Below are 18566 nucleotides of genomic sequence, written 5' to 3'. Positions count from 1 at the left end.
TCCCCCTATACCGGCAGCCCAAGGCCGCGCCGCGCGATGATGTTGCGCTGAATCTCGTTCGAGCCTGCGCCGATGATCCAGATCACCACCGCGATCTGGGCCCGGGCATAAAGCCCGCCGGCCGGTGCGTCCGGGTCGCTGTCGCTCAGCCACGCCCCCGGCCCCATCATCTCGAGCGCCTCGTCGGCCAGGGCGCGGCCGAATTCGCTCATCGCGATCTTGTTCATCGACGAGCGGATGGTGGCGACCTTGGGGTCATCGGCGGCCAGAACGCTCAGCCCCTGCAGGCGGCACACCTCCAGCCCGCGCGCGATCTTGCCGGCAAGGCGTTTCGCCTCGGGCCGGTCGCGCACCGGTTCGCCGTCGATGGTGGCGGTGTTGAGCCATTCGAGGAAGATCTCCGACAGCCGCTGGATCGGGCCGAGCGGAAACAGCACGTGGCGTTCGAAATCGAGCGCCTCGGCCACGTAGTAGAACGCCTGCCCCGGCTCTCCGACCACCTGGCTGTCGGGAACCCAGACATCGTCGAGGAACACCTCGTTGGTGCGGTGGCCGTCGATCGTCCACATCGGGTTCACCTGGATGCCGGGATGATCCATCTCGACCATGAACAGCGTGATGCCCTTGTGTTTCGGCCGGTCGGGGTGGGTGCGGGCCATGAGGAAATACCATTCGGCGAAGTGCGCCGAGCTGGAAAACCGCTTTTGCCCGTTGAGCCGCCAGCCATCGCCATCGCGCACCGCCTTGAGCTTGAGCGACCCGAGGTCGGAGCCCGCATCCGGCTCGGAATAGCCGATGGCCCAGTCGATCTCGGCATTCAGGATCTGCGGCAGGAAGCGTTCCTGCTGCTCTTTCGAGCCTCGGCGCAAGAGCGTCTTGCCGATGATGCCGACGCCCTTGCCGCTTCCGGGCATCCCCTGATAGGCCAGTTCCTCGGTCAACAGGTAGTCATAGACCGGGTCCATGCCCTTGCCGCCGTATTCCTCGGGCCAGGACAGGCCGAGATAGCCGCCCTTGGCCAGATCCTTCATGAACTGCTTGCGGTCGGGCGTGTCGGCATAGCCCGAGTTGAAGGTGGGTTTGTAGGCCACGCCGGGCTTGGCGATCTTGGCGATGTATTCACCGGCCTTCTTGCGGAACGCGTGTTCTTCTTCGGAAAAATCGAAATCCATCATCTGTCTCCTTGTCGCCCCTGGGGGCTTTCGTCAGGCCAGTTCGCTCAGCACCTCGGTGCCGACTTCCTCGTTCAGCGCGTCCGGGTTGCCCCAGGACAGCTCGTGCTGCCGGGCGCGGCGGAAGTAGAGCTGGATGTCGATGTCCCTGGTGAACCCGATGCCGCCAAAGGCGTTTTGCGAAACCTTGGTCGCGGTGCGGCTGGCGTCGCAGGCTTCAAGCCAGGCCATCGTTGCCAGACGGGTATGCGGCCTGCCCGTGTCCTTGGCCCAGGCCGCCTCGAGCGTGATCATGCGGGCACCGGCCAGCAGGGTGGCAGCATCGGCAAAGGGATGCGCGATGGCCTGGAAGCTGCCGATCGGAACGCCGAACTGCTCGCGCTCCTTGGCGTAATCCGTGCCCAGCGTCATGGCGCCCTCGCCACAGCCGATGCCCCAGGCCGCCAGCGCGATCATCCCGGTCCTGAGCACGTGATGCCAATGCGCCCAGCCTTCGCCAGCCGCACCCAGCCGGTCGGCGGCGGGCACCTCGACATTGTCGAAGGCAACCTCGAACTGGGCGTCGCCCACCATGGTCTTGTGGCGTTTCAGGGTGATGCCCTTGGCCTTGGGGTCGACCATCACGAGGTCGATATCGGTCGGGTTCGGTCCGGACCGCACCAGCACGATCAGCCGGTCGGCGGCAGCGGCGAATTGCACCATGAACTTCTTGCCGTTCAGCCGGTAGCCGTCGCCGGTCGCACCCGCGCTCATCTGCACGCCTTTTTCCGAAAAGCTGTTGCCGGGTTCCAGCCAGGCAATCGACAGCACCGCCTCGCCCGACGCAATCGCGGGCAGCCATTCGCCCTTCTGCGCTTCGCTCCCGGCGCGCTCCAGAAGCCCTGCGGCCAGCACCGACGACACGAACAGCGGCACTGGCGCCAGCGCGCGGCCCAGTTCCTCGAACGCGATGACCTGTTCCAGCGCGCCAAGACCCAGCCCGCCGTATTGTTCGGAAATCGTCAGCCCGGGCAGCCCCATCTCGGCAACCTCGCGCCACAGATCGTCGGGATAGCCCTTTTCATCGCCCTCCATCCGCCGCACCACGTCGGCGCCGCATTTGTCGCCGAGCATTCGGCGCAGGGATTGCGTCAACTGCTTTTGTTCTTCGGTGAAATCGAGATCCATTGTCGTCCTCCTGAAATTCGTCCTGTGCGTCAGTTCCGGGTGTCGGTTTCAGTTGTCGGGGCCGGGCGCGGCCACGATCAGCGCGTCCACCGCAACCGCCCGGTCGGGCCGCACGATCACCGGGTTGAGATCAAGCTCCGCGATGGCGCCGCCCGCCGATTGCGCCAGCGCCGCCACCTTCAGCACCAGATCGACAAACGCCTTTCTGTCCGCCGGTTCGGCACCGCGCGCGCCCTCGAGCAGCCGCGCCACCTTGAGCGTGTCGATCATCTCGTCGATATCGGCGGCGTCGACCGGCAGCGGGCGCACGCTGACATCGGCCATGATCTCGGCATAGATGCCGCCCGCACCGATGGTCAGGCTGGGGCCGAGGATCGGGTCTTCGGTCAGGCCGACGATCATCTCGACCCCCTCGCCGACCTGTTCCTGCACCAGCACCCCGTCGATTTTCGCCTTCGGGTCCAAGGCCTTGGCCCGCGCGATCAGTTCATCATAGACCGCCCCCGCGCCCCCCTCGTCCTCGATGTCGAGCATCAGGAGGCCGACGTCGGATTTGTGCGGGAAAGCCTGCGACATGAGTTTCATCGCCACCGGCCAGCCCAGCGCCGCCGCCGCCGCGACCGCCTCGTCGCGCGTCGCCGCCAGGCGCTCGCCCGCCATGTCGATCCCGGCCCCGGTGAGCAGCCGCGCCGCATCCCCGGCGGGCATCACGCCGGGACGGCCCAGCGCGGCGCGTGCTTCGGCATCGATCGGGGCGGACAGGTCGGGGCGGTCGCGGAAGGTCTTGCGCGCCGCCTGGTAGCGTTCATAGGCGCCAAGCGCCTGGAAACACCCGCGAAACGACCGAAACACCGCCACGCCAGAGCGCACCGCGTTTTTCAGCGACTGCGCCTCGGATTGCGGCGAGGAATAGACCGCCAGCACCGGCTTGTCCGCCGTCGGCGCCCAGGCCAGCAATTCCTCGGAAAACACGTTGCCCGGCGTCGGCCCGGCGGCGCTGATCCCGAAGATCATCAGGTCGGCGACCGGATCGGCCATCGCGATGTCGAGCAGCCGGGTGCGCACCTCCATCGGCTCCAGCATCGAGAACTGGCCGCCGTTGTCGATCGGGTTGGACAGGCGCAGGTTGGGCGGCATCAACTCGGCCAGCTTGGCCTGCGTTTCCGCGCCGAGCACCGGGATGTCGATGCCGGCGGCGTCCGCGGCCTCGGACATGATCGCGACATTGGCCCCGGAATAGGAATAGATCACCGACCGCGTGCCGCTGGTTTTGGGCATGTGGGCGAACAGGTTGGCGACCTCGACCAGCTCGTCGATGTCCTGCACCCGGGCCACGCCGTGCTGGGCGAAAAGCCCGTTGACCGGCGCGTCGGCCCCCGACAGGTGCCCGGTATGCGACGCGGCCATTTCCGCGCCCTTCTTGCTGGCCCCGATCTTGAGCATCACCACCGGCTTGTCGGCCTTGTTCGCCGCCGCCAGCGCGGCGCGCAGCTTGGGTCCGTTCTTGATGCCCTCGACATAGGCGGCGATCACCGCGGTGTCGGGGTCATGGGCGAAATAGTTGATCATGTCGGCCAGATCGACGCCGACCTCGTTGCCCAGCGCCACCCAGCGGCTGAACCCGGCCCCGATGGCGGTGCCCTCGATGATCGCCCGGCCCTGGCCGCCGCTGTGGGTGATCAGCCCGATCTTGCCGCCGCGATGCCCCTCGGGCAGCGGGATCGGCTCGAGCGCGTTCTCGGCGGTGTTCGGCCCGATCAGCGCGACGCCGGTGCGGCGCACCACCTCGTCTAGCCCGGCCTCCAGCGCGCGACCCTCTTCGCCCGCCTCGCTGAAGCCGCTGGAGAACACGATCATCTTGTCGATGCCGCCGCGCGCACAGTCCTCGACCGCCGCCGCCACCCGTGGCGCGGCCACCCGGATGATGGCAAGGTCATAGCCCTCGGGCACTTCGGCGAGGCTCGCAAAGACCGGATCGCCCGAAGGCGCCGGGCGCGGCTTGGGGTTGACGTAGCAGATCGGCAGACCGAAACGGTGCGCCCGCTTGATCTGGTCTGGATGCTCGTCGATCTTGCCGACGAAGATGATGCCCCTGGGGTTGAACAGGCCGTTCAAATCCGCCACGTCGACAAACCCGGGCCTGCTGTCCTTATTCATTTCCCATATTCCCCCTACCGGCGTTTTCGCAAAACCTGAACAGCATTCATTTATTCAAGAAATCTCTGAAAGGTATTCAGAAATATAACCTGTTTCCGATTTTCTGAATGGTGTTCAGATATTTGACCCTGTTTTACAATTCTTGATTCCTTTTCGATATATCGCATGAAGTTTTATTTGTCTTGGGTTAAACTGTCCCCAAACAAAGGAGAGGAAAGAATGGAGAATAAGGATATCGTGATTCCCGCCACCGACGACCCGGACACCGCCGGGTTCTGGGCGGCGGCGCGCGAGCGCAGGCTGGTGGTGCAGCGCTGCGGCGATTGCGGCAAGATGCGCTTTCCGCCGCGCCCGGCCTGCACCTGCGGCAGTTTTGCGATGGGCTGGCACGAAGTGTCCGGGCGCGGGCGCGTCTGGTCGTATGGCGTGGCGCATGCGCCGACGCTGCCGGCCTTTGCCGACCTGGTGCCGTATGTCTTCGCGGTGATCGAACTTGCCGATGCCCCGCATCTGCGCATGGTCGGCAACCTCGCCACCTCGGCCAAGGCCGCGATCAACTCGGTGCCGCAGGATGCGGTGGCCATCGGCGATGAAGTCACCGTCGCGTTTCGCCCGGTGACCGACGAGGTCACGCTGCCGGTCTGGATACCCGCCACGCAATCGGAGGTGGTGCAATGAGCACGCTCACCATCAAGGACCGCGTCGCCATCGTCGGCATGGGTGAGACCGAGTTCGGCAAGGGTCTTGCCGGCAGCGAGATGGAACTGGCCTGCCGCGCCATCCGCACCGCGCTGGACGAGGCCGGCATCGCGGCCCACGAGGTTGACGGGCTGTCGTGCTCGAACATGGAGGCGACGCATGAGGAAGACCTTGCCGACACCATGGGTTTCGGCGACATCACCTTCTTTTCGCGCATCCCGGCGGGCGGCGGCGGCGGCTGCGGCACGGTCGGTCAAGCGGCGATGGCGATTGCCACCGGGCAGGCCAAGGTGGTGGTGGTCTGGCGGTCGCGCAAACGCAGCGGCCGGGCCAGCCGGGTCTGGGGCAAGACCGCGCAGGAGGTCACCGATTACGAGGCCTGGCTGCGGCCCTTCGGCATGATCCGCCCGGTCGACGACATCGCACCGATGGCGCGGCGCTACATGCACGATTTCGGCGCCACCCGCGAAGACCTGGGCCGGATCGCGCTGACCTTCCGGGCCAATGCCAACCAGAACCCGCGCGCCATGATGCAGGCCAAGACCCTGACGATGGAACAATATCTGGGCGCGCGCTGGATCTCGGAGCCCTTGTGCCTGTTCGACTGCTGCCTTGAAACCGACGGCGCGGTGGCCTTCGTGCTGGTCTCGGCAGAGCGGGCGAAGGACTGCCCGACCAAGCCGGCCTATGTGCACGCCTTCGCGCAAGGCATCACGCCGGGCTCGTCGCTGATGGCGAACTACAACCTCGACGACCCCTACCGGCTGCAAACCTACGCGGCGGCCACGCGGCTGTGGCGCGACAGCGATATCCAGCCCGGCGACGTGAAGGTCGCGCAGATCTACGACGCCTTCACGCCGGAGGTGCTGTGGTCGCTGGAGGGGTTCGGGTTCTGCGAGCGCGGCGAGGCGGCGGATTTCGTGCGCCGGGGCGAGATCGGTCCGAGCGGGAAACTGCCGCTGAACACCGCCGGGGGAAGTCTGTCGGAGGCCTATATCCATGGCTTCAACCTCATCTCCGAAGCGGTTCGCCAGGTGCGGGGCACCTCGACGGCGCAGGTGGACGACGTGGACAGCGCGTTCGTGTGTTCAAGCGAAGGCGTGCCGACCAGCGCAATCGTCCTTCGGTGATCACCGGGCTTTGAGAGGGTCTGCCCGAAGCGTCCTGTTTAGGGCAGGCCAGCGGGGTGATCGGTGATCCGTGGCCGTTTCCGGCCACGGATTTTTCATGTGCGCAGAGCGCGCGGCGCCCTACTGGCTCACGTCGACCTTGGAATAGACCTCGTCGGCCAGGAGTTGTGCGAACTCTTCCTGGGTCTCGATGTCCTTCACCTTTTCTTCCCACTCGGCGTAGATCTCCAGGAAGCGGTCGGCGATGGCGGCGGCGTTGGCGACACCGCTGCCCTCGGCACGGGCGACCGCATCGTCACGCACGGTGGTGGTGGCGGCGGCGACGGCCTCGGTCAGCCAGTCCTGCGGCTCGTTGTAGATCGCGCCGTTCTCGACCGCGCTGGCAATCGCCTCTTTCGCGCCGCTGTCATAGTTGAAGGTCACCCGCGCAACCGCCGCCGGGGTCGCATCGAACAGGATCTGGCGGTCTTCTTCGGACAGCTTGTTCCAGGTGTCCTTGTTGATCCCGACCCAAAGCTGGGCCGGCACGACACCGGCGTTCGGGGTCAGCAGGAATTTCGCCTGCTCGGCCAGCGAGTAGTCGTCGAGCCAAACGAACTGACCGAAGGTGCAATCGACCAGACCGCGTTGTAGCGATTCATAGACCTCGGTCAGCGAGATATTGACCGGCGTTGCGCCCAGGCCGGTCGCGATTCCGGTCAGGTGGCCGGTGGTGCGGATGCGCTTGCCGGCGAAATCGTCCGCCGATTCGATCGGCGTGGCGCAAAGCAGCTGATACGGCGGCGTGGCCCAGGAGCTGATCAGCTTGGTGTTCCAGCTGTCATATTCGGCAACGCAGTCGGGGCATTCGAAATGCTGAAGCTGCGCCAACGCGCCCGCCGCCGCCTTGTCGTTGTTCATCAGCGCGCTGAGATCGCCCAGAAGCGTGGCGACCGGCAGTTCCTTGGGGTTGGCAGGAGTGTAGACGTTGGTCAGGTCGACCATGCCGTCGCGCAGCGCGAACAGCGAGGTCGAGGTCTTGACGATGGCTCCGCCGCCGACGAACTCGGTCTCGATGCGGCCTTCGCTCATCTCTTCGACGCTTTCCAGCCACGGGATGAAGCCCTCGGCCGCGTTGGCCGCGGTCGACGAGGAGTAATACCCCATCAACAGCTTGGTTTGGGCCTGCGCCGGTCCGGCAATCGCGGCACCGACCGCAAGGGCGGCGGCAAGGGTGGCACCCTGCCTGACCCGTTTGGCCATATTCGAAAATCTCGGTTCTTGCATCTTGGTCTCCTCCTCGTTGGGACACGTCTTGTGTCGGGCAGATTCAACTGACAAAAACCCGGCTCACGCCTCCTCGCCTCCGGGTGAACAGCGCCAAAAGCCTGTCCAATTCACGCCGCGCGAATCATACGACTTGATTCGCGCGCAGTTTTTCAATCGAGGCATCGTTCATTCCGAGTATGTCGCGCAAAACATATTCTGAATGCTCGCCCAGCAGGGGCGGGTGGGAATAGGCCTCGACCGGCGTTTCCGACAAGCGCACCGGAAAGGCGATGCCGGGCACCGTGCCGCTGGCCGCCAGCGGATGTTCCATCTCGACCCGGATGCCGCGATGCACCACCTGCGGGTCGGAAAACACGTCATCGTAGTCCATCACCAGCGAGGCAGGCACCCGCGCCTCGACCAAGGCGGCCAGCAGGTCGTCGCCGTTCCAGGTGGCGATCCGGGCGGCCAGACGCTCGGTCAGTTCGGCGCGGTTCTCCCAGCGGTCGCGCAGGGTCAGGAACTTGGGGTCGGTGCCCATGTCCGGCACCCCCAGCACCTTGCACAGATCGACGTAATTGTAGTCGTTCCCCGCCGAGATATAGATCAGCCGGTCGGCGCAGGCGAAAACCTCGGCCGGCCCGCCGCCATTGCCGGCATTGCCGCGCCGCATCGGGACCTTGCCGCTCATCAGGTATTCCGCCACCGCGTGCGACTGGCAGGCGATCGCGGTGTCCAGCATCGCCACATCGACGAACTGCCCTTCGCCCGACACCCGGTCGCGGTAGCTCAGCGCGCCAAGGATGCCGACCGCCGCGTTCATGCCCGCCATCACGTCCATCAGGCTCGGCCCGGTCTTCATCGGCCCGGCGCCGGGCTTGCCGTCCTCGATGCCGGTGATGTTCATCAGCCCGCTCTGCGCCTGGAACACCGCGTCGTAGCCGCCGCGCGAAGCATAGGGCCCGTCCTGCCCATAGCCGGTGAGCGAGCAATAGACGAGGCGCGGGTTGATCTTGCGCAAGGTCTCGTAGTCGATGCCCATCCGCCGGGTGGTTCCGGCGATGAAGTTCTCCATCAGCACATCGCATTCGGCGGCCAGATCGCGGATCAGCGCCTGGCCCTCGGGTTTCGACAGGTCGACGGTGATCGACTTCTTGTTTCGGTTGGCGCAGACCCAGAACGAGGTTTCGCGCGTCCGATTGCCCTCGGCGTCCGTCACGGCCACCGTGCCGTAACTGCGCGACAGATCGCCGGTGCCGGGGCGTTCGACCTTGATCACCTCGGCGCCCATGTCGGCCAGAAGCTGCGTCGCCCAGGGCGCGGCCAGCACCCGGCCAAGGTCGAGAACGCGGATACCGGCGAGTGCGCCGCCCTGCCTGTCTGCCATCGTCACCCCCCCGTGAACCGTGGTTTGCGTTTCTCGCGGAAGGCCGCGATGCCCTCGCGGAAATCGGCGCTGGCGGCCAGCACCGGCACGAGGTCAAGCTCGGTTCCGATCATCGCCTCGACGCCGCGCCGGTCCGAGGCGAGCACCGCCTTGATCATCGCCACCGACAGCGGCGCGCTGTCCTCGATGCGGGCCGCCAGCGCCAGCGCATCGGTCAGCGCAGCACCGGTCTCGGCCAGTCTGTCGGCGATCCCGATCCCGGCCGCCTCCGCCCCGTCCACGACCTCGCCCAGCATCATCATCTGGCGCGCGCGCACCCGTCCGACGCGTTCGGACAGCGAATGCATCATGCCCATGTCGGGCAGCAGGCCCATCCTGGCAAAGGTCAGCCCAAAGCGCGCGCCGCGCGCCGCCACCACGAAGTCGCAGGCCAGCGCAAACGAACATCCCGCGCCGAAGGCGTCCCCCTCGACCGCCGCGATCACCGGCTTGCTGCCGGTGGCGATGGCGCGAAAGGCCTGCAGCGATTCCTTCATCAGTTCGCGGGTCTGCAAGGTGGTCGGCGGGGTGGCGGAAGGCTTGATGCGCGACAGATCGGCGCCGGTGCAGAAATGCCCCCCGGCCCCGGTCAGCACCACCGCGCGGACCTCGGGATCGGCATGGGCCGCGCCCAGCCGCGCCACCATGCGCCGCCGCATCTCGGGATAGAAGGCATTGCGCCGCTCCGGGTTGGTCAGCGTCAGTATCACCGTCGCGCCGTCGCGCCGCTCGCCCAGACCGTCGACGATCTCATCCGGTGCGGTGTCAGTCATCGCGTCCTCCCATCACGTCGCCCCCAAGTGCCGCCGCCAGCAGATCGACCTGCGCGCCCGCCAGAAGATCGGGGGCAAAGCGCCGGTAGGGGTTGGGTTCATCCAGATACAGCCCCGCCGCCGGTCCCAGCCGCTCGATCGCCGCCACCGCCACCGCGATGCGGCCGCTTCGCACCTCGATTTCCCCGTCCCCGTCGGCAGGTCGCAGGGCCAGGGCAGCATCCAGAAGGATGTCGATCATCGCGTGGAAAAAGCTGCGGCGCAGAAGCTGGAAGGCGATGTTGCCGCGCTCGGCCTCCATGTTGCGCACCGACAGGACCGGGCGAAAGCGGCTCCAATGGGCGCTGTAGGCGGCGACGAAACGGCCCGCGATGGCGCGGGGATCATCTCCGTCGCGCGGCGCGATGGCGTCGCGGATCGGCCCGGTCTCGGCCCCGGCCTCGAGGCACAGGGCATGGATGATCGCCTCGACGTTGACGAAGTAGTTGTAGAAACTCGCCGCCGACACGCCCGCGCCCTGCGCGATGGCCGCCGAGGTCAGCCCGATGGCCGAGCGTTCGGTCAAGAGCCGCCGCGCCGCCTCCATCAGCCTGCCGCGCGTCGTCGCGCCCTTCTGGCCAAGGCCGTCCTGCGGCAGGTCATCGCCCAGTGCCTCGGCCTCTTTCGTCGGTTGATAGGGTTTCATCGCCCGCCCCCGTCTAGTCGTAGAACGCGACGATCTGGGTTGCGACCAGCGCCGGCTTGTCCTGACCCTCGACCTCGATCACGCAATCCAGCGTCACGCGCTGCCCACCCTCGACCGGTTCGACCGCCTTGACGCCCTGTTTCAGCCTGATCCGCGACCCCGCCGGCACCGCGCCGGTGAACCGCAGCCGGTCCAGCCCGTAGTTCAGCGCCCGGCTTTTCTTCTCGACCTGAAACAGCGGCCCGAGGCGGGGCATCATCGACAGCGTCAGATAGCCATGCGCGATGGTCTTGCCGCCGGGCATTTCGGTCCTGGCGCGCTCGGGATCGACGTGAATCCACTGCTTGTCGCCGGTCAGTTCGGCAAAGGCGTCGATCCGCGCCTGGTCGATCACCATCCAGTCGCTGACCCCCAGCTCCTTGCCGACGTAATCCGCGAAATCGCCCGGTGTCTCGATGATCGTCACCATAACAGCCTCCTTTTTTCAGTCATGCCCGGCGGGGCGGAACATCGGCACCGGCGGCCCGCCCTCGGTCGGTTCGAACACGACCTCGACCGCCGCGCCGATCTCGATGGCGTCCGGGGCGAAGCCGACAAGGTTGGTCAGCATCCGCGGCCCCTCGTCCAGCTCGACATACGCCAGCGTATAGGGCTGGGGCGCGCGGCGCATGATGGTCCAGGAATAGACCGTCCCGCGCCCGCTGGCCTGCCGCCACATGGTCCGGTCGGAAAAGCAATGCGGACAGCGCGCGCGGGGGTAGTGATGCGCCCGCCCGCAGGCCTCGCAATGCTTGAGCATCAACTCGCCGCGCGCCGCCCCTTCCCAGAAATCGCGGGAATCCTCGAGCGGCGTCGGCGCGGGGATCTTGCGTGTGGTCTTGGTCATGGTCATTCGCGCTCCAGGATCAGCGTGGCGCTGGAATGGCGCGACCCGAGGAAACCGCCGGTGCCATGCACCAGCGCCAGGTCGCAGCCGGGAACCTGCACCGCCGGATGGGCCTCGCCGCGCAACTGGCGCACCGCCTCGATGGTCTTGGGCATCCCGCCCTTGCCGCCGGGGTGGTTGTTACACAACCCGCCGCCATCGGTGTTGAACGGCAGCTTGCCGACGCCCGAGATCAGGTTGCCATCCATCACGAAGGCCCCGCCCTTGCCCTTGGCGCAGAACCCCAGATCCTCCAGCGTCATGACCACGGTGATGGTGAAACTGTCGTAGATCGAGGCGTATTTGATATCGGCATGGCGCACGCCCGCCTCGTCGAACGCCGCAGCCCCCGACTTGACCGCGCCGGTGGTCGTCAGGTCGACATCGCCGCCCGCCTGCCCCTTGATCGCCATGCCGCTGCCCCGCACCCTGACCAGCGGCTTGCCCAGCGACCGTGCAATCTCGGGCCGGGTCACGATCATCGCGCCGCCGCCGTCGCTGATCACGCAGCAATCGAGCTTGTGCAGCGGATCGGCGATCATCGGCGAGGCCAGAACATCTTCGACCGTGACCACGTCGCGCAGCATCGCCTGTGGATTGTGTTGCGCGTGATGCGAGGCGGCCACCTTGACCCAGGCCAGTTGCTCGGAGGTGGTGCCGAACTCGTGCATATGCCGCTGCGCCGCCAGCGCATAGAGCGCCACGGTCGCCGGGCCATAGGGCTGTTCGAACCCAAGGTCGGGCACATCGGGGGACTGCGGCAGCCAGTAGGTCGCGGCCCCGGCGCGCGGGCGCCCCGCGCCGGTGATCAGCGCGACGTTGCACTTGCTGTCCGCGATGGCCTGCTGGGCCTGGGTGATGTGGTGCAGATACGAGGCGCCGCCGATCTCGGTCGCATCGACGTGGCGCACGTCCAGCCCGAGATAGTCGACCATGTTGAGCGGCCCGATCCCCGGTGCGTCCGATGCGCAGAAATAGCCGTCGACATCGCCTTTCTTCAACCCCGCATCGGCCAGTGCACCCGCCGCGCAATCGGCGTGAAGCTGGGCCAGCGACAGCCCTTCGGCCTTGCGGGTCGGATGTTCGAACACCCCGGATATGTAGGCTTGCGCTCCCATGATCTAGATACTGATATAGGCGCCGCCACTGGCGCCCAGCGTCTGCCCGGTGACGTAGGAGGCCGCGTCCGACAACATGAAACAGACCGGCAGCGCGACCTCGTCGGTCGTTGCCACCCGGCCCAGCGCGACCGTGGCCATGACCCGCTGCTTGCGGGTCTCGTCGCTGAGCAGATGTTCGGTCATCGGGGTTTCCACCACCCCGAACGACACCGCGTTGACGCGGATGCCATAGCGCGCCAGTTCGCGCGCGCTGCTGGCTGTCATGCCGATGAGGCCGGCCTTGGCGGCGCTGTAGTTGACCTGCCCGATCACCCCGGAACGCCCGGCCTCGGAGGCGATGTTGACGATGGCGCCGCCCTGCCCCTTGCCGTCCTTGTCCAGCGCGATCCAGTGTTTCGACACGGCCTGAAGGCAGACAAATACCCCGGTCAGGTCAACGTCGATCACGTCGCGCCACTGGTCCATGGTCATCTTGTGGATCATCGCGGGCTTGACGATGGCGGCGTTGTTGACGAGCCCCGCGACCGCGCCGAACCGGTCGGCAGAGGCGGCGACCATGGTGTCCACGGCGTCCGGGTCGGTGATATCCAGGGTGACGGTCATCAGCTCGGCATCGGGGTTTTCAGCCGCCAGCGCCTCAAGCCCCTCCGGCCTTATATCGACTGCCGTCACGGCGCCGCCAAGTTCGAGTATACATTCCGCGATCCTGCGCCCGATCCCCTGCCCCGCGCCGGTCACGATGATGTTTTTCCCGGTCAGAGAATACCGGTCCTTCATTCTGGCCTCCTCTCCCTATGTATTCGCAATTCCGTTGCCGTTTTATTCACTCATCCTATTCAACATCACACCGACTACCGGCCCGCCGACCTCTAGCCGATCATCAACGACGGCAGCCAGGTCGAGACCTTCGGGAAGAACAGCAGGATCGCCATGATCACCACCTCGGCCATCAGGAACCACGAGGTTCCCTTGAAGATCGTGCCGAGCGACACCCGGTCGCCCACGGCGCCTTTCATGACAAAGGCATTCAGGCCGATCGGCGGCGTCAAGAGGCCGATCTCGAGCATCTTGACGAAGATGACACCGGCCCAGATCTCGTCGATCTGCGCGTCCTTGATCACCGGCAGCAGGATCGGCAGCGTCAGCAGCATTACTCCCAGCGGGTCCAGAAAGCAGCCCAGCACCAGGTAAAGCAGGCAGGCCATCGCCATGATCGTCAGGGGGTTCGAGGTGAACTCGGTCACCATGCCGGACAGGTAGAACGGCATTCCGGTATAGGCCAGGAACTGCGTCATCAGCGACGCGCCGATGGCGATCAGCAGAACCGAGGCGGTGGTCGACACCGTCTGTTTCAGGCTCAGGGTCAGGGTGGCGAGGTTGAGGCGCCGCTGGATCATTACCAGGATCAGCGTCATCACCGCCCCGGCGGCGGCGGCTTCGGTCACGGTGGCATAACCGGCATAGATCGCGCCGATCATGCCCATCGCCAGCACCGGGATCGGCCAGACCGGGCCGAGGGCGGCCAGTTTCTCGGTCATCCTGACCGACGCGATGTCCTTGGGCGTCGGGGCCAGGTCCGGGTTGATCTTGCAGCGCACCAGCACCAGCGCCGCATAGGCCGCAGCGGTCAGCACCCCCGGCACGAGACCCGCCATCAGCATCCGGCCCACCGAGACTTCGGCGAAGGTGGCGTAGAAGATCATGATCAGGCTGGGCGGGATCAAGGCACCCACCGTGCCCACGGCCGTCGCCACGCCCGTGGCCAGCCCCGGGTTGTAGCCGGCGCGCAGCATTTCCGGCACCGCGATACGCCCCATCGCGGCGGTGGTCGCAACGCTCGACCCGGACACGGCGGCAAAGCCGGCGCCCGCGAAACTGGTGGCGATCGCCAGGCCGCCGGGCAATTTGCCGACCCATAGCTTGATCGCCTTGAACAGCAGCCCGACCATGCCGGCATTCGAGGCGATCGCGCCCATGAACAGGAACATCGGAATCGCCGACAACGTCCAGTGCGCGATGAATTCGTAGGGCACGATCCGCGCCGAGCCCATCATCACGTTGGTCCCGCGCATGATATAGAGCCCGACCAGCGACACCGCCATCAGGGCCAGTCCGATGGGCATCCGCAATGTCAGCAGGAACAGCATGACACCGATCGAAATGAAGCCGAGTTGAACGTCCACGGGGCTACCTCTGCTGACAGGAATGGGGGGCGGGCATGAAGGTCAAAGGTCGGGCTGCGGTTCGTGCCGGCTCGGCATCGCCTTGGGAATGAACATTTGGGCGAGCATCACCAGAACCATCGACAACAGGCCCAGCGGCACCAGCCAGCGCGTCCACCAGACCGGAATGTCGAAATAGGACGATTGCACCGCCTCACCCAGCCGGGTCTGCTGGATCGCCATCTCCGTCGTCGCCCAGAGCAGCACCAGGCACACGATCACCGACAGCGCCTTGCCCAGCCAGTCGGTATAGGGCCGCAGACGGCGGGGAATGACCGAGACGAAGGCATCGGCGCTGACATGTTCGTTCGCCGCCTGGGCATAGCCGAGCGGCAGAAACGACACAGCGACCATGTAGAAATACGAGACGATTTCGATGGTGCCGGGAATCGGGTAGTGGAAAAAGCGACGCGCGATGATCTCGGCCGAGACATGCAGCGCCATCAGAAACGCGAGGAACATCGCCAGATACAGCCCGGATCTCTCGACCAGAGTTACGATTCTAACCATGTTTCGCTGCACCCCAATGCCTCCCCGCATCCGTCCGCATGCCGCACCGCCCGAGTCCGCCCGGTCGGGCCGCGCCGGGCGCGCGTGAGCTGACCTCACGCTACGCCACTCGGTTGGCCGCACTTCGTCCGAACGGACTACAACACCGTCATTCCCGCCGCCTCGCAGCGCGCATCAATCCAGCATGCGTTCTCGATACGGGGTCGGGCGCAATGTCCGGGCCCGGAAAATTCCGTGCGTGACACGCATAACATCAGGCTCGCAACGCCAGGATCGCGCGCCGGAGACACGCCGACCATGATGAGATCGACGGTTATTCGTCGGAAGAACTCAAAGACCGGACCTCAAGGACCTCCCGTCGCGGAACGGTCCCGCTCCGGCTGGCCCACAGGGGTGTCAGGCGCTGACGGCATAGATGAAAAGTATAGGTGGCGGAGACGAAGTCCGCATAACAGGTGTTTCTCTGCGTCCATAGAGTTCCAACAGGCACATCGTAAGCAACTGATATATATCATTTCTTCAAAACACTGTCTCACCGCGTCCTAGAACATCCATTGACAGCCACCTCATTTTTAGTGCTGAATTAGTGCTGGGATTTCTTCGATCTCCCCCAACTTCAGAAAGCCAATTCGTCATGGGTACGCAACCCGATCAACTCACATCGCCGGCAGGGGGCGGGCCCACTGCCGATCCCGCTCCTTCCTCCACCCCAGTAGCGCCGTTGCCCTGCTTGGCGTCTGACGCTGGTGCGGCACTCGTCGGTAAATTGGACGAGCCGGATTGCACCGCGGCGATACGGCTTGACGAAACCATCGGCGGCTTCAAATTGAACATCGCTGCCCGGCCTTCCAAACGGCGCAGCCAGCACTAAAGGAACAGTGCAATGGCAAATACCCTGCATCGCCTGACCGCGACCGAGATCAAGGCCGCCCGTCCCGGCGCGAACCTCAACGATGGCGGCGGGCTGTTCTACCGGGCCGACAAGACCCCCGGCAGCGGGCAATGGAAACTGCGTTTCACCTCGCACGACGCCGACTTCATTGCGCGCCAGGCGGCCAAGGGCAGCGCCACCAGGCAGCGGGACATGGGCTTGGGAACGTTCCCGGCAATAACACTGGCCGCGGCCCGAGCGAAGGCGGCTCCTTTGCGCGCGTCCGTGGACGCCGGACGCGATCCGATTGAGGACGCACGTCGGGAAGCGGAGGCGGCCGCGCAGAAAGCGGCGGACGCGGCCCAGGTGCGGACGGCGCAGGAAATGACATTCGGACGCTACGCGGACGAGCACTTCCTACCCGCTATGCTGCCCCGCTTTTCCAACGCCGCCCATATCCAGCAATGGAGGACCACCTTTGCCACACATGCGGTGAAGCTGCGCGATATTCCCCTTGCCGAGATAACCCGTGAAGATGTCTTGTCGGTACTTCGGCCGATCTGGGAGACAAAGAACGTCACCGCGTCACGGAGCAGGGAGCGTATCGAACGGCTGTTCAGTCACGCGATCCAGAATGGACAGTTTCGTGGCGACAACCCGGTCGCATGGTCGCAATTTGATCACACGCTCGCGCCGCCGAAAAAGCTGACGCACGGACACCACACGTCGATCCCGCACGAGAAACTGGCCGATTTGATGGCGGTGATCCGGGCCCGGCAAGGGGGTGGCGTGACCGCGCTCATGCTTGAATGGATCACACTCGCAGCGTGCCGGACGGGCGAGGCCCGGTTTGCGGTCTGGGACGAGATCGACCTTGATCAGCGGGTGTGGTCGATCCCGGCCGCCCGGATGAAGATGCGCCGCGACCATGTCGTGCCGATCACCGAACGAATGGTGGCGATATTGGACGAGGCCAAGCGGCACGGGTCGGCACGGGTCGGGTCAGGAGGCTATGTGTTTCTCAACGACAAGGGACGTCACCTGTCGGAAATGGCGGCCTTGATGTTCATGCGCCGCCTTGCGGGCTACGAGGAATTCACCGTCCACGGGCTGCGGGCAACATTCAAGGGCTGGGCGGCGACCGCGACGGAATTCCCACGGGAATTGATCGAGGAGCAGCTTGCGCACCAATTGCCGGCCGTCGAACGCGCTTACATGCGCGGGTCCGCCGTCGAGCGCCGCCGCCCGATGATGGAGGCCTGGGCGTCCTATTGCGCCGGAGAGAACGCGTCGATTGATACGTTAAACGTGGTCTCGATGTCTTCCGGCAGGGGGCGCTAGCATGGCAGACGACATGACGGACGACGGACAGGACGTGCTGGCCGATATTCTCGTGGGGAAACGCGGCTCAAGCCGCCAGGACTTGCACGATGCGCTGGACGTGCTTCTGGACGACGCGCAAGCGCATGGCGGACAGTTGGACGAGCCTGCCTTTTGGAGCTTTGTTTCTTCGCTTGCCGCCGAAGGGGGCATAGCGGAGGCGCTCGAAGAAGCGGCAGCGCTTAGCCTGGTCACAGCGGACTTGCCCAAGAACGCCGATGCGGTGGACCTCTGGCGACGCTGGCAGGGGGCTCTGTTGAACGCGCTGTTGGTCCGATTGGGCGCGCACCCGGGGGAGCTCCTGCCAGTGAGCTTCATCGCTGCGGCATGGCGCGCTGTCGCCTTGAATGTCGCTTCGGGCGGCAAAGGCACCGATATCGATCTGCTGGACTTGGGAACCTCGGCCCGCGGCGTGGACCATGCGATGGTCCGTGCGGCCAAGAGGATGCTTGTGACTGCGGTTATGGTCCGTGCCGCCGTCGAAGGGCGCTCTGAAGACGCGGTCAGGCGGGAGCTGTTCCCCGACGACCTTGAAGCCCGGACCTGGGAAGACTGGAAGACCGATGTTGCCGGCATGAAGAGGGCAACCGTTCGCGAAATGCGCGCTGAACTCAAGGAAGCCGCACGCACCGGCAGGGGGGTGGATACCTACCTGTTGACGCGCGAGAAAGTCGAAGAACTGTGGCGGGTGGCCTACCGTCCCCGATAACGCTTATGCGGTGAAATTGTGCTTTCCCCCGCATAAAACGCTCGTCCCTCAACGTGCAAGATGAGCCCAGAAAATCAAGCTCTGGGAAATCATCAAATGTACACTGCCCCAACAGCATCCACCGACCCGCTCATGCGCCTTCCCGCCGTTCTCGCGGTCACGGGGTATTCCCGGTCCGGTCTCTATCTGGCGATGCAAGAGTGCAGCTTTCCGCGGCCGGTAAAAATTGGTCGTCTGTCCGCCTGGCCCGAAAGCGAAGTCCGGCAATGGATCGAGGGGCGCAAGGCAGCGCGCGCCGCCACCTGACAACCCATCCCGACACATGAAAAGAGCCGCCCGCGGTGCAACGCGAAACGGCTCTGAAAGGCAAA

Annotated in this window: 18 protein-coding genes; 5 read left to right on the top strand and 13 right to left on the bottom strand. The window is 65.5% G+C overall.

Annotated elements, in window-relative coordinates; translation table 11 throughout:
• Positions 1 to 5: 5 nt before the first annotated feature.
• From FVF75_RS06260 to FVF75_RS06250, 3 genes are read right to left on the bottom strand one after another with little or no spacing between them, the layout of a single operon-like run.
• Positions 6 to 1172: an acyl-CoA dehydrogenase family protein gene (locus FVF75_RS06260; RefSeq protein WP_187392989.1), complete on the bottom strand. Its 1167-nt coding sequence runs from the start codon at positions 1170 to 1172 to the stop codon at positions 6 to 8.
• Positions 1173 to 1205: 33 nt separating this feature from the next.
• Positions 1206 to 2339: an acyl-CoA dehydrogenase family protein gene (locus tag FVF75_RS06255; protein WP_148377082.1), complete on the bottom strand. Its 1134-nt coding sequence runs from the start codon at positions 2337 to 2339 to the stop codon at positions 1206 to 1208.
• 48 nt (positions 2340 to 2387) lie between these two features.
• Positions 2388 to 4496 carry an acetate--CoA ligase family protein gene (locus FVF75_RS06250; protein WP_148377081.1) on the bottom strand — a complete coding sequence of 703 codons (2109 nt, stop codon included), beginning with the start codon at positions 4494 to 4496 and terminating at the stop codon, positions 2388 to 2390.
• A 219-nt stretch (positions 4497 to 4715) separates the two neighbouring features.
• On the opposite strand from FVF75_RS06250, the gene FVF75_RS06245 reads away from it, so the two are divergent.
• Together FVF75_RS06245 and FVF75_RS06240 are read left to right on the top strand one after the other, a co-directional pair.
• The gene (locus FVF75_RS06245; protein ID WP_148377080.1) at positions 4716 to 5174 is read left to right on the top strand and encodes a Zn-ribbon domain-containing OB-fold protein; all 459 of its coding nucleotides are present in this window, start codon (positions 4716 to 4718) and stop codon (positions 5172 to 5174) included.
• Positions 5171 to 6325: a thiolase C-terminal domain-containing protein gene (locus FVF75_RS06240; protein ID WP_148377079.1), complete on the top strand. Its 1155-nt coding sequence runs from the start codon at positions 5171 to 5173 to the stop codon at positions 6323 to 6325. The genes FVF75_RS06245 and FVF75_RS06240 overlap by 4 nt, the downstream gene beginning before the upstream one ends.
• 120 nt (positions 6326 to 6445) lie before the next feature.
• Here the strand turns inward: FVF75_RS06240 and FVF75_RS06235 are convergent, their stop codons facing one another.
• From FVF75_RS06235 to FVF75_RS06190, 10 genes are all read right to left on the bottom strand, one after another.
• On the bottom strand, positions 6446 to 7591 hold the full coding sequence (locus tag FVF75_RS06235) for a C4-dicarboxylate TRAP transporter substrate-binding protein (RefSeq protein WP_148377078.1): 1146 nt from the start codon (positions 7589 to 7591) through the stop codon (positions 6446 to 6448).
• A 124-nt stretch (positions 7592 to 7715) separates the two neighbouring features.
• The gene (locus FVF75_RS06230) at positions 7716 to 8960 is read right to left on the bottom strand and encodes a CaiB/BaiF CoA transferase family protein (RefSeq protein WP_148377077.1); all 1245 of its coding nucleotides are present in this window, start codon (positions 8958 to 8960) and stop codon (positions 7716 to 7718) included.
• A gap of 2 nt (positions 8961 to 8962) precedes the next feature.
• Entirely contained in the window at positions 8963 to 9772 is an 810-nt protein-coding gene (locus FVF75_RS06225) for an enoyl-CoA hydratase/isomerase family protein (protein ID WP_148377076.1), read from the bottom strand.
• Entirely contained in the window at positions 9765 to 10457 is a 693-nt protein-coding gene (locus tag FVF75_RS06220) for a TetR/AcrR family transcriptional regulator (protein ID WP_148377075.1), read from the bottom strand. The genes FVF75_RS06225 and FVF75_RS06220 overlap by 8 nt, the downstream gene beginning before the upstream one ends.
• 13 nt (positions 10458 to 10470) lie before the next feature.
• Positions 10471 to 10926, bottom strand: a complete 456-nt coding sequence (locus FVF75_RS06215) for a MaoC family dehydratase (protein WP_148377074.1) — start codon at positions 10924 to 10926, stop codon at positions 10471 to 10473.
• A gap of 15 nt (positions 10927 to 10941) precedes the next feature.
• Entirely contained in the window at positions 10942 to 11343 is a 402-nt protein-coding gene (locus FVF75_RS06210) for a Zn-ribbon domain-containing OB-fold protein (protein ID WP_148377073.1), read from the bottom strand.
• A 2-nt stretch (positions 11344 to 11345) separates the two neighbouring features.
• Entirely contained in the window at positions 11346 to 12500 is a 1155-nt protein-coding gene (locus tag FVF75_RS06205; protein ID WP_148377072.1) for a thiolase domain-containing protein, read from the bottom strand.
• A gap of 3 nt (positions 12501 to 12503) precedes the next feature.
• Entirely contained in the window at positions 12504 to 13280 is a 777-nt protein-coding gene (locus tag FVF75_RS06200) for an SDR family NAD(P)-dependent oxidoreductase (RefSeq protein WP_148377071.1), read from the bottom strand.
• Positions 13281 to 13372: 92 nt separating this feature from the next.
• On the bottom strand, positions 13373 to 14686 hold the full coding sequence (locus tag FVF75_RS06195; RefSeq protein ID WP_246138011.1) for a TRAP transporter large permease: 1314 nt from the start codon (positions 14684 to 14686) through the stop codon (positions 13373 to 13375).
• A 42-nt stretch (positions 14687 to 14728) separates the two neighbouring features.
• Positions 14729 to 15235, bottom strand: a complete 507-nt coding sequence (locus FVF75_RS06190) for a TRAP transporter small permease (RefSeq protein ID WP_187392988.1) — start codon at positions 15233 to 15235, stop codon at positions 14729 to 14731.
• Positions 15236 to 16118: 883 nt separating this feature from the next.
• Between FVF75_RS06190 and FVF75_RS06185 the strand changes: the two genes are divergently transcribed.
• The 3 genes from FVF75_RS06185 to FVF75_RS06175 are packed head-to-tail and all read left to right on the top strand — an operon-like array spanning position 16119 to position 18501.
• Positions 16119 to 17447: a tyrosine-type recombinase/integrase gene (locus FVF75_RS06185; protein ID WP_148377069.1), complete on the top strand. Its 1329-nt coding sequence runs from the start codon at positions 16119 to 16121 to the stop codon at positions 17445 to 17447.
• Between the two features lies 1 nt (position 17448).
• Positions 17449 to 18195, top strand: a complete 747-nt coding sequence (locus FVF75_RS06180) for a hypothetical protein (RefSeq protein ID WP_148377068.1) — start codon at positions 17449 to 17451, stop codon at positions 18193 to 18195.
• A 60-nt stretch (positions 18196 to 18255) separates the two neighbouring features.
• Positions 18256 to 18501 carry a helix-turn-helix transcriptional regulator gene (locus tag FVF75_RS06175; RefSeq protein ID WP_246138010.1) on the top strand — a complete coding sequence of 82 codons (246 nt, stop codon included), beginning with the start codon at positions 18256 to 18258 and terminating at the stop codon, positions 18499 to 18501.
• The last annotated feature ends 65 nt before the right edge of the window (positions 18502 to 18566 follow it).

The sequence above is a fragment of the Maritimibacter fusiformis genome (assembly GCF_008086115.1).
In the GTDB taxonomy this organism is placed as follows: domain Bacteria; phylum Pseudomonadota; class Alphaproteobacteria; order Rhodobacterales; family Rhodobacteraceae; genus Muriiphilus; species Muriiphilus fusiformis.
Note: the sequence above shows the minus strand (reverse complement) of the source record. Positions and strands in the feature narration are given on the sequence as shown.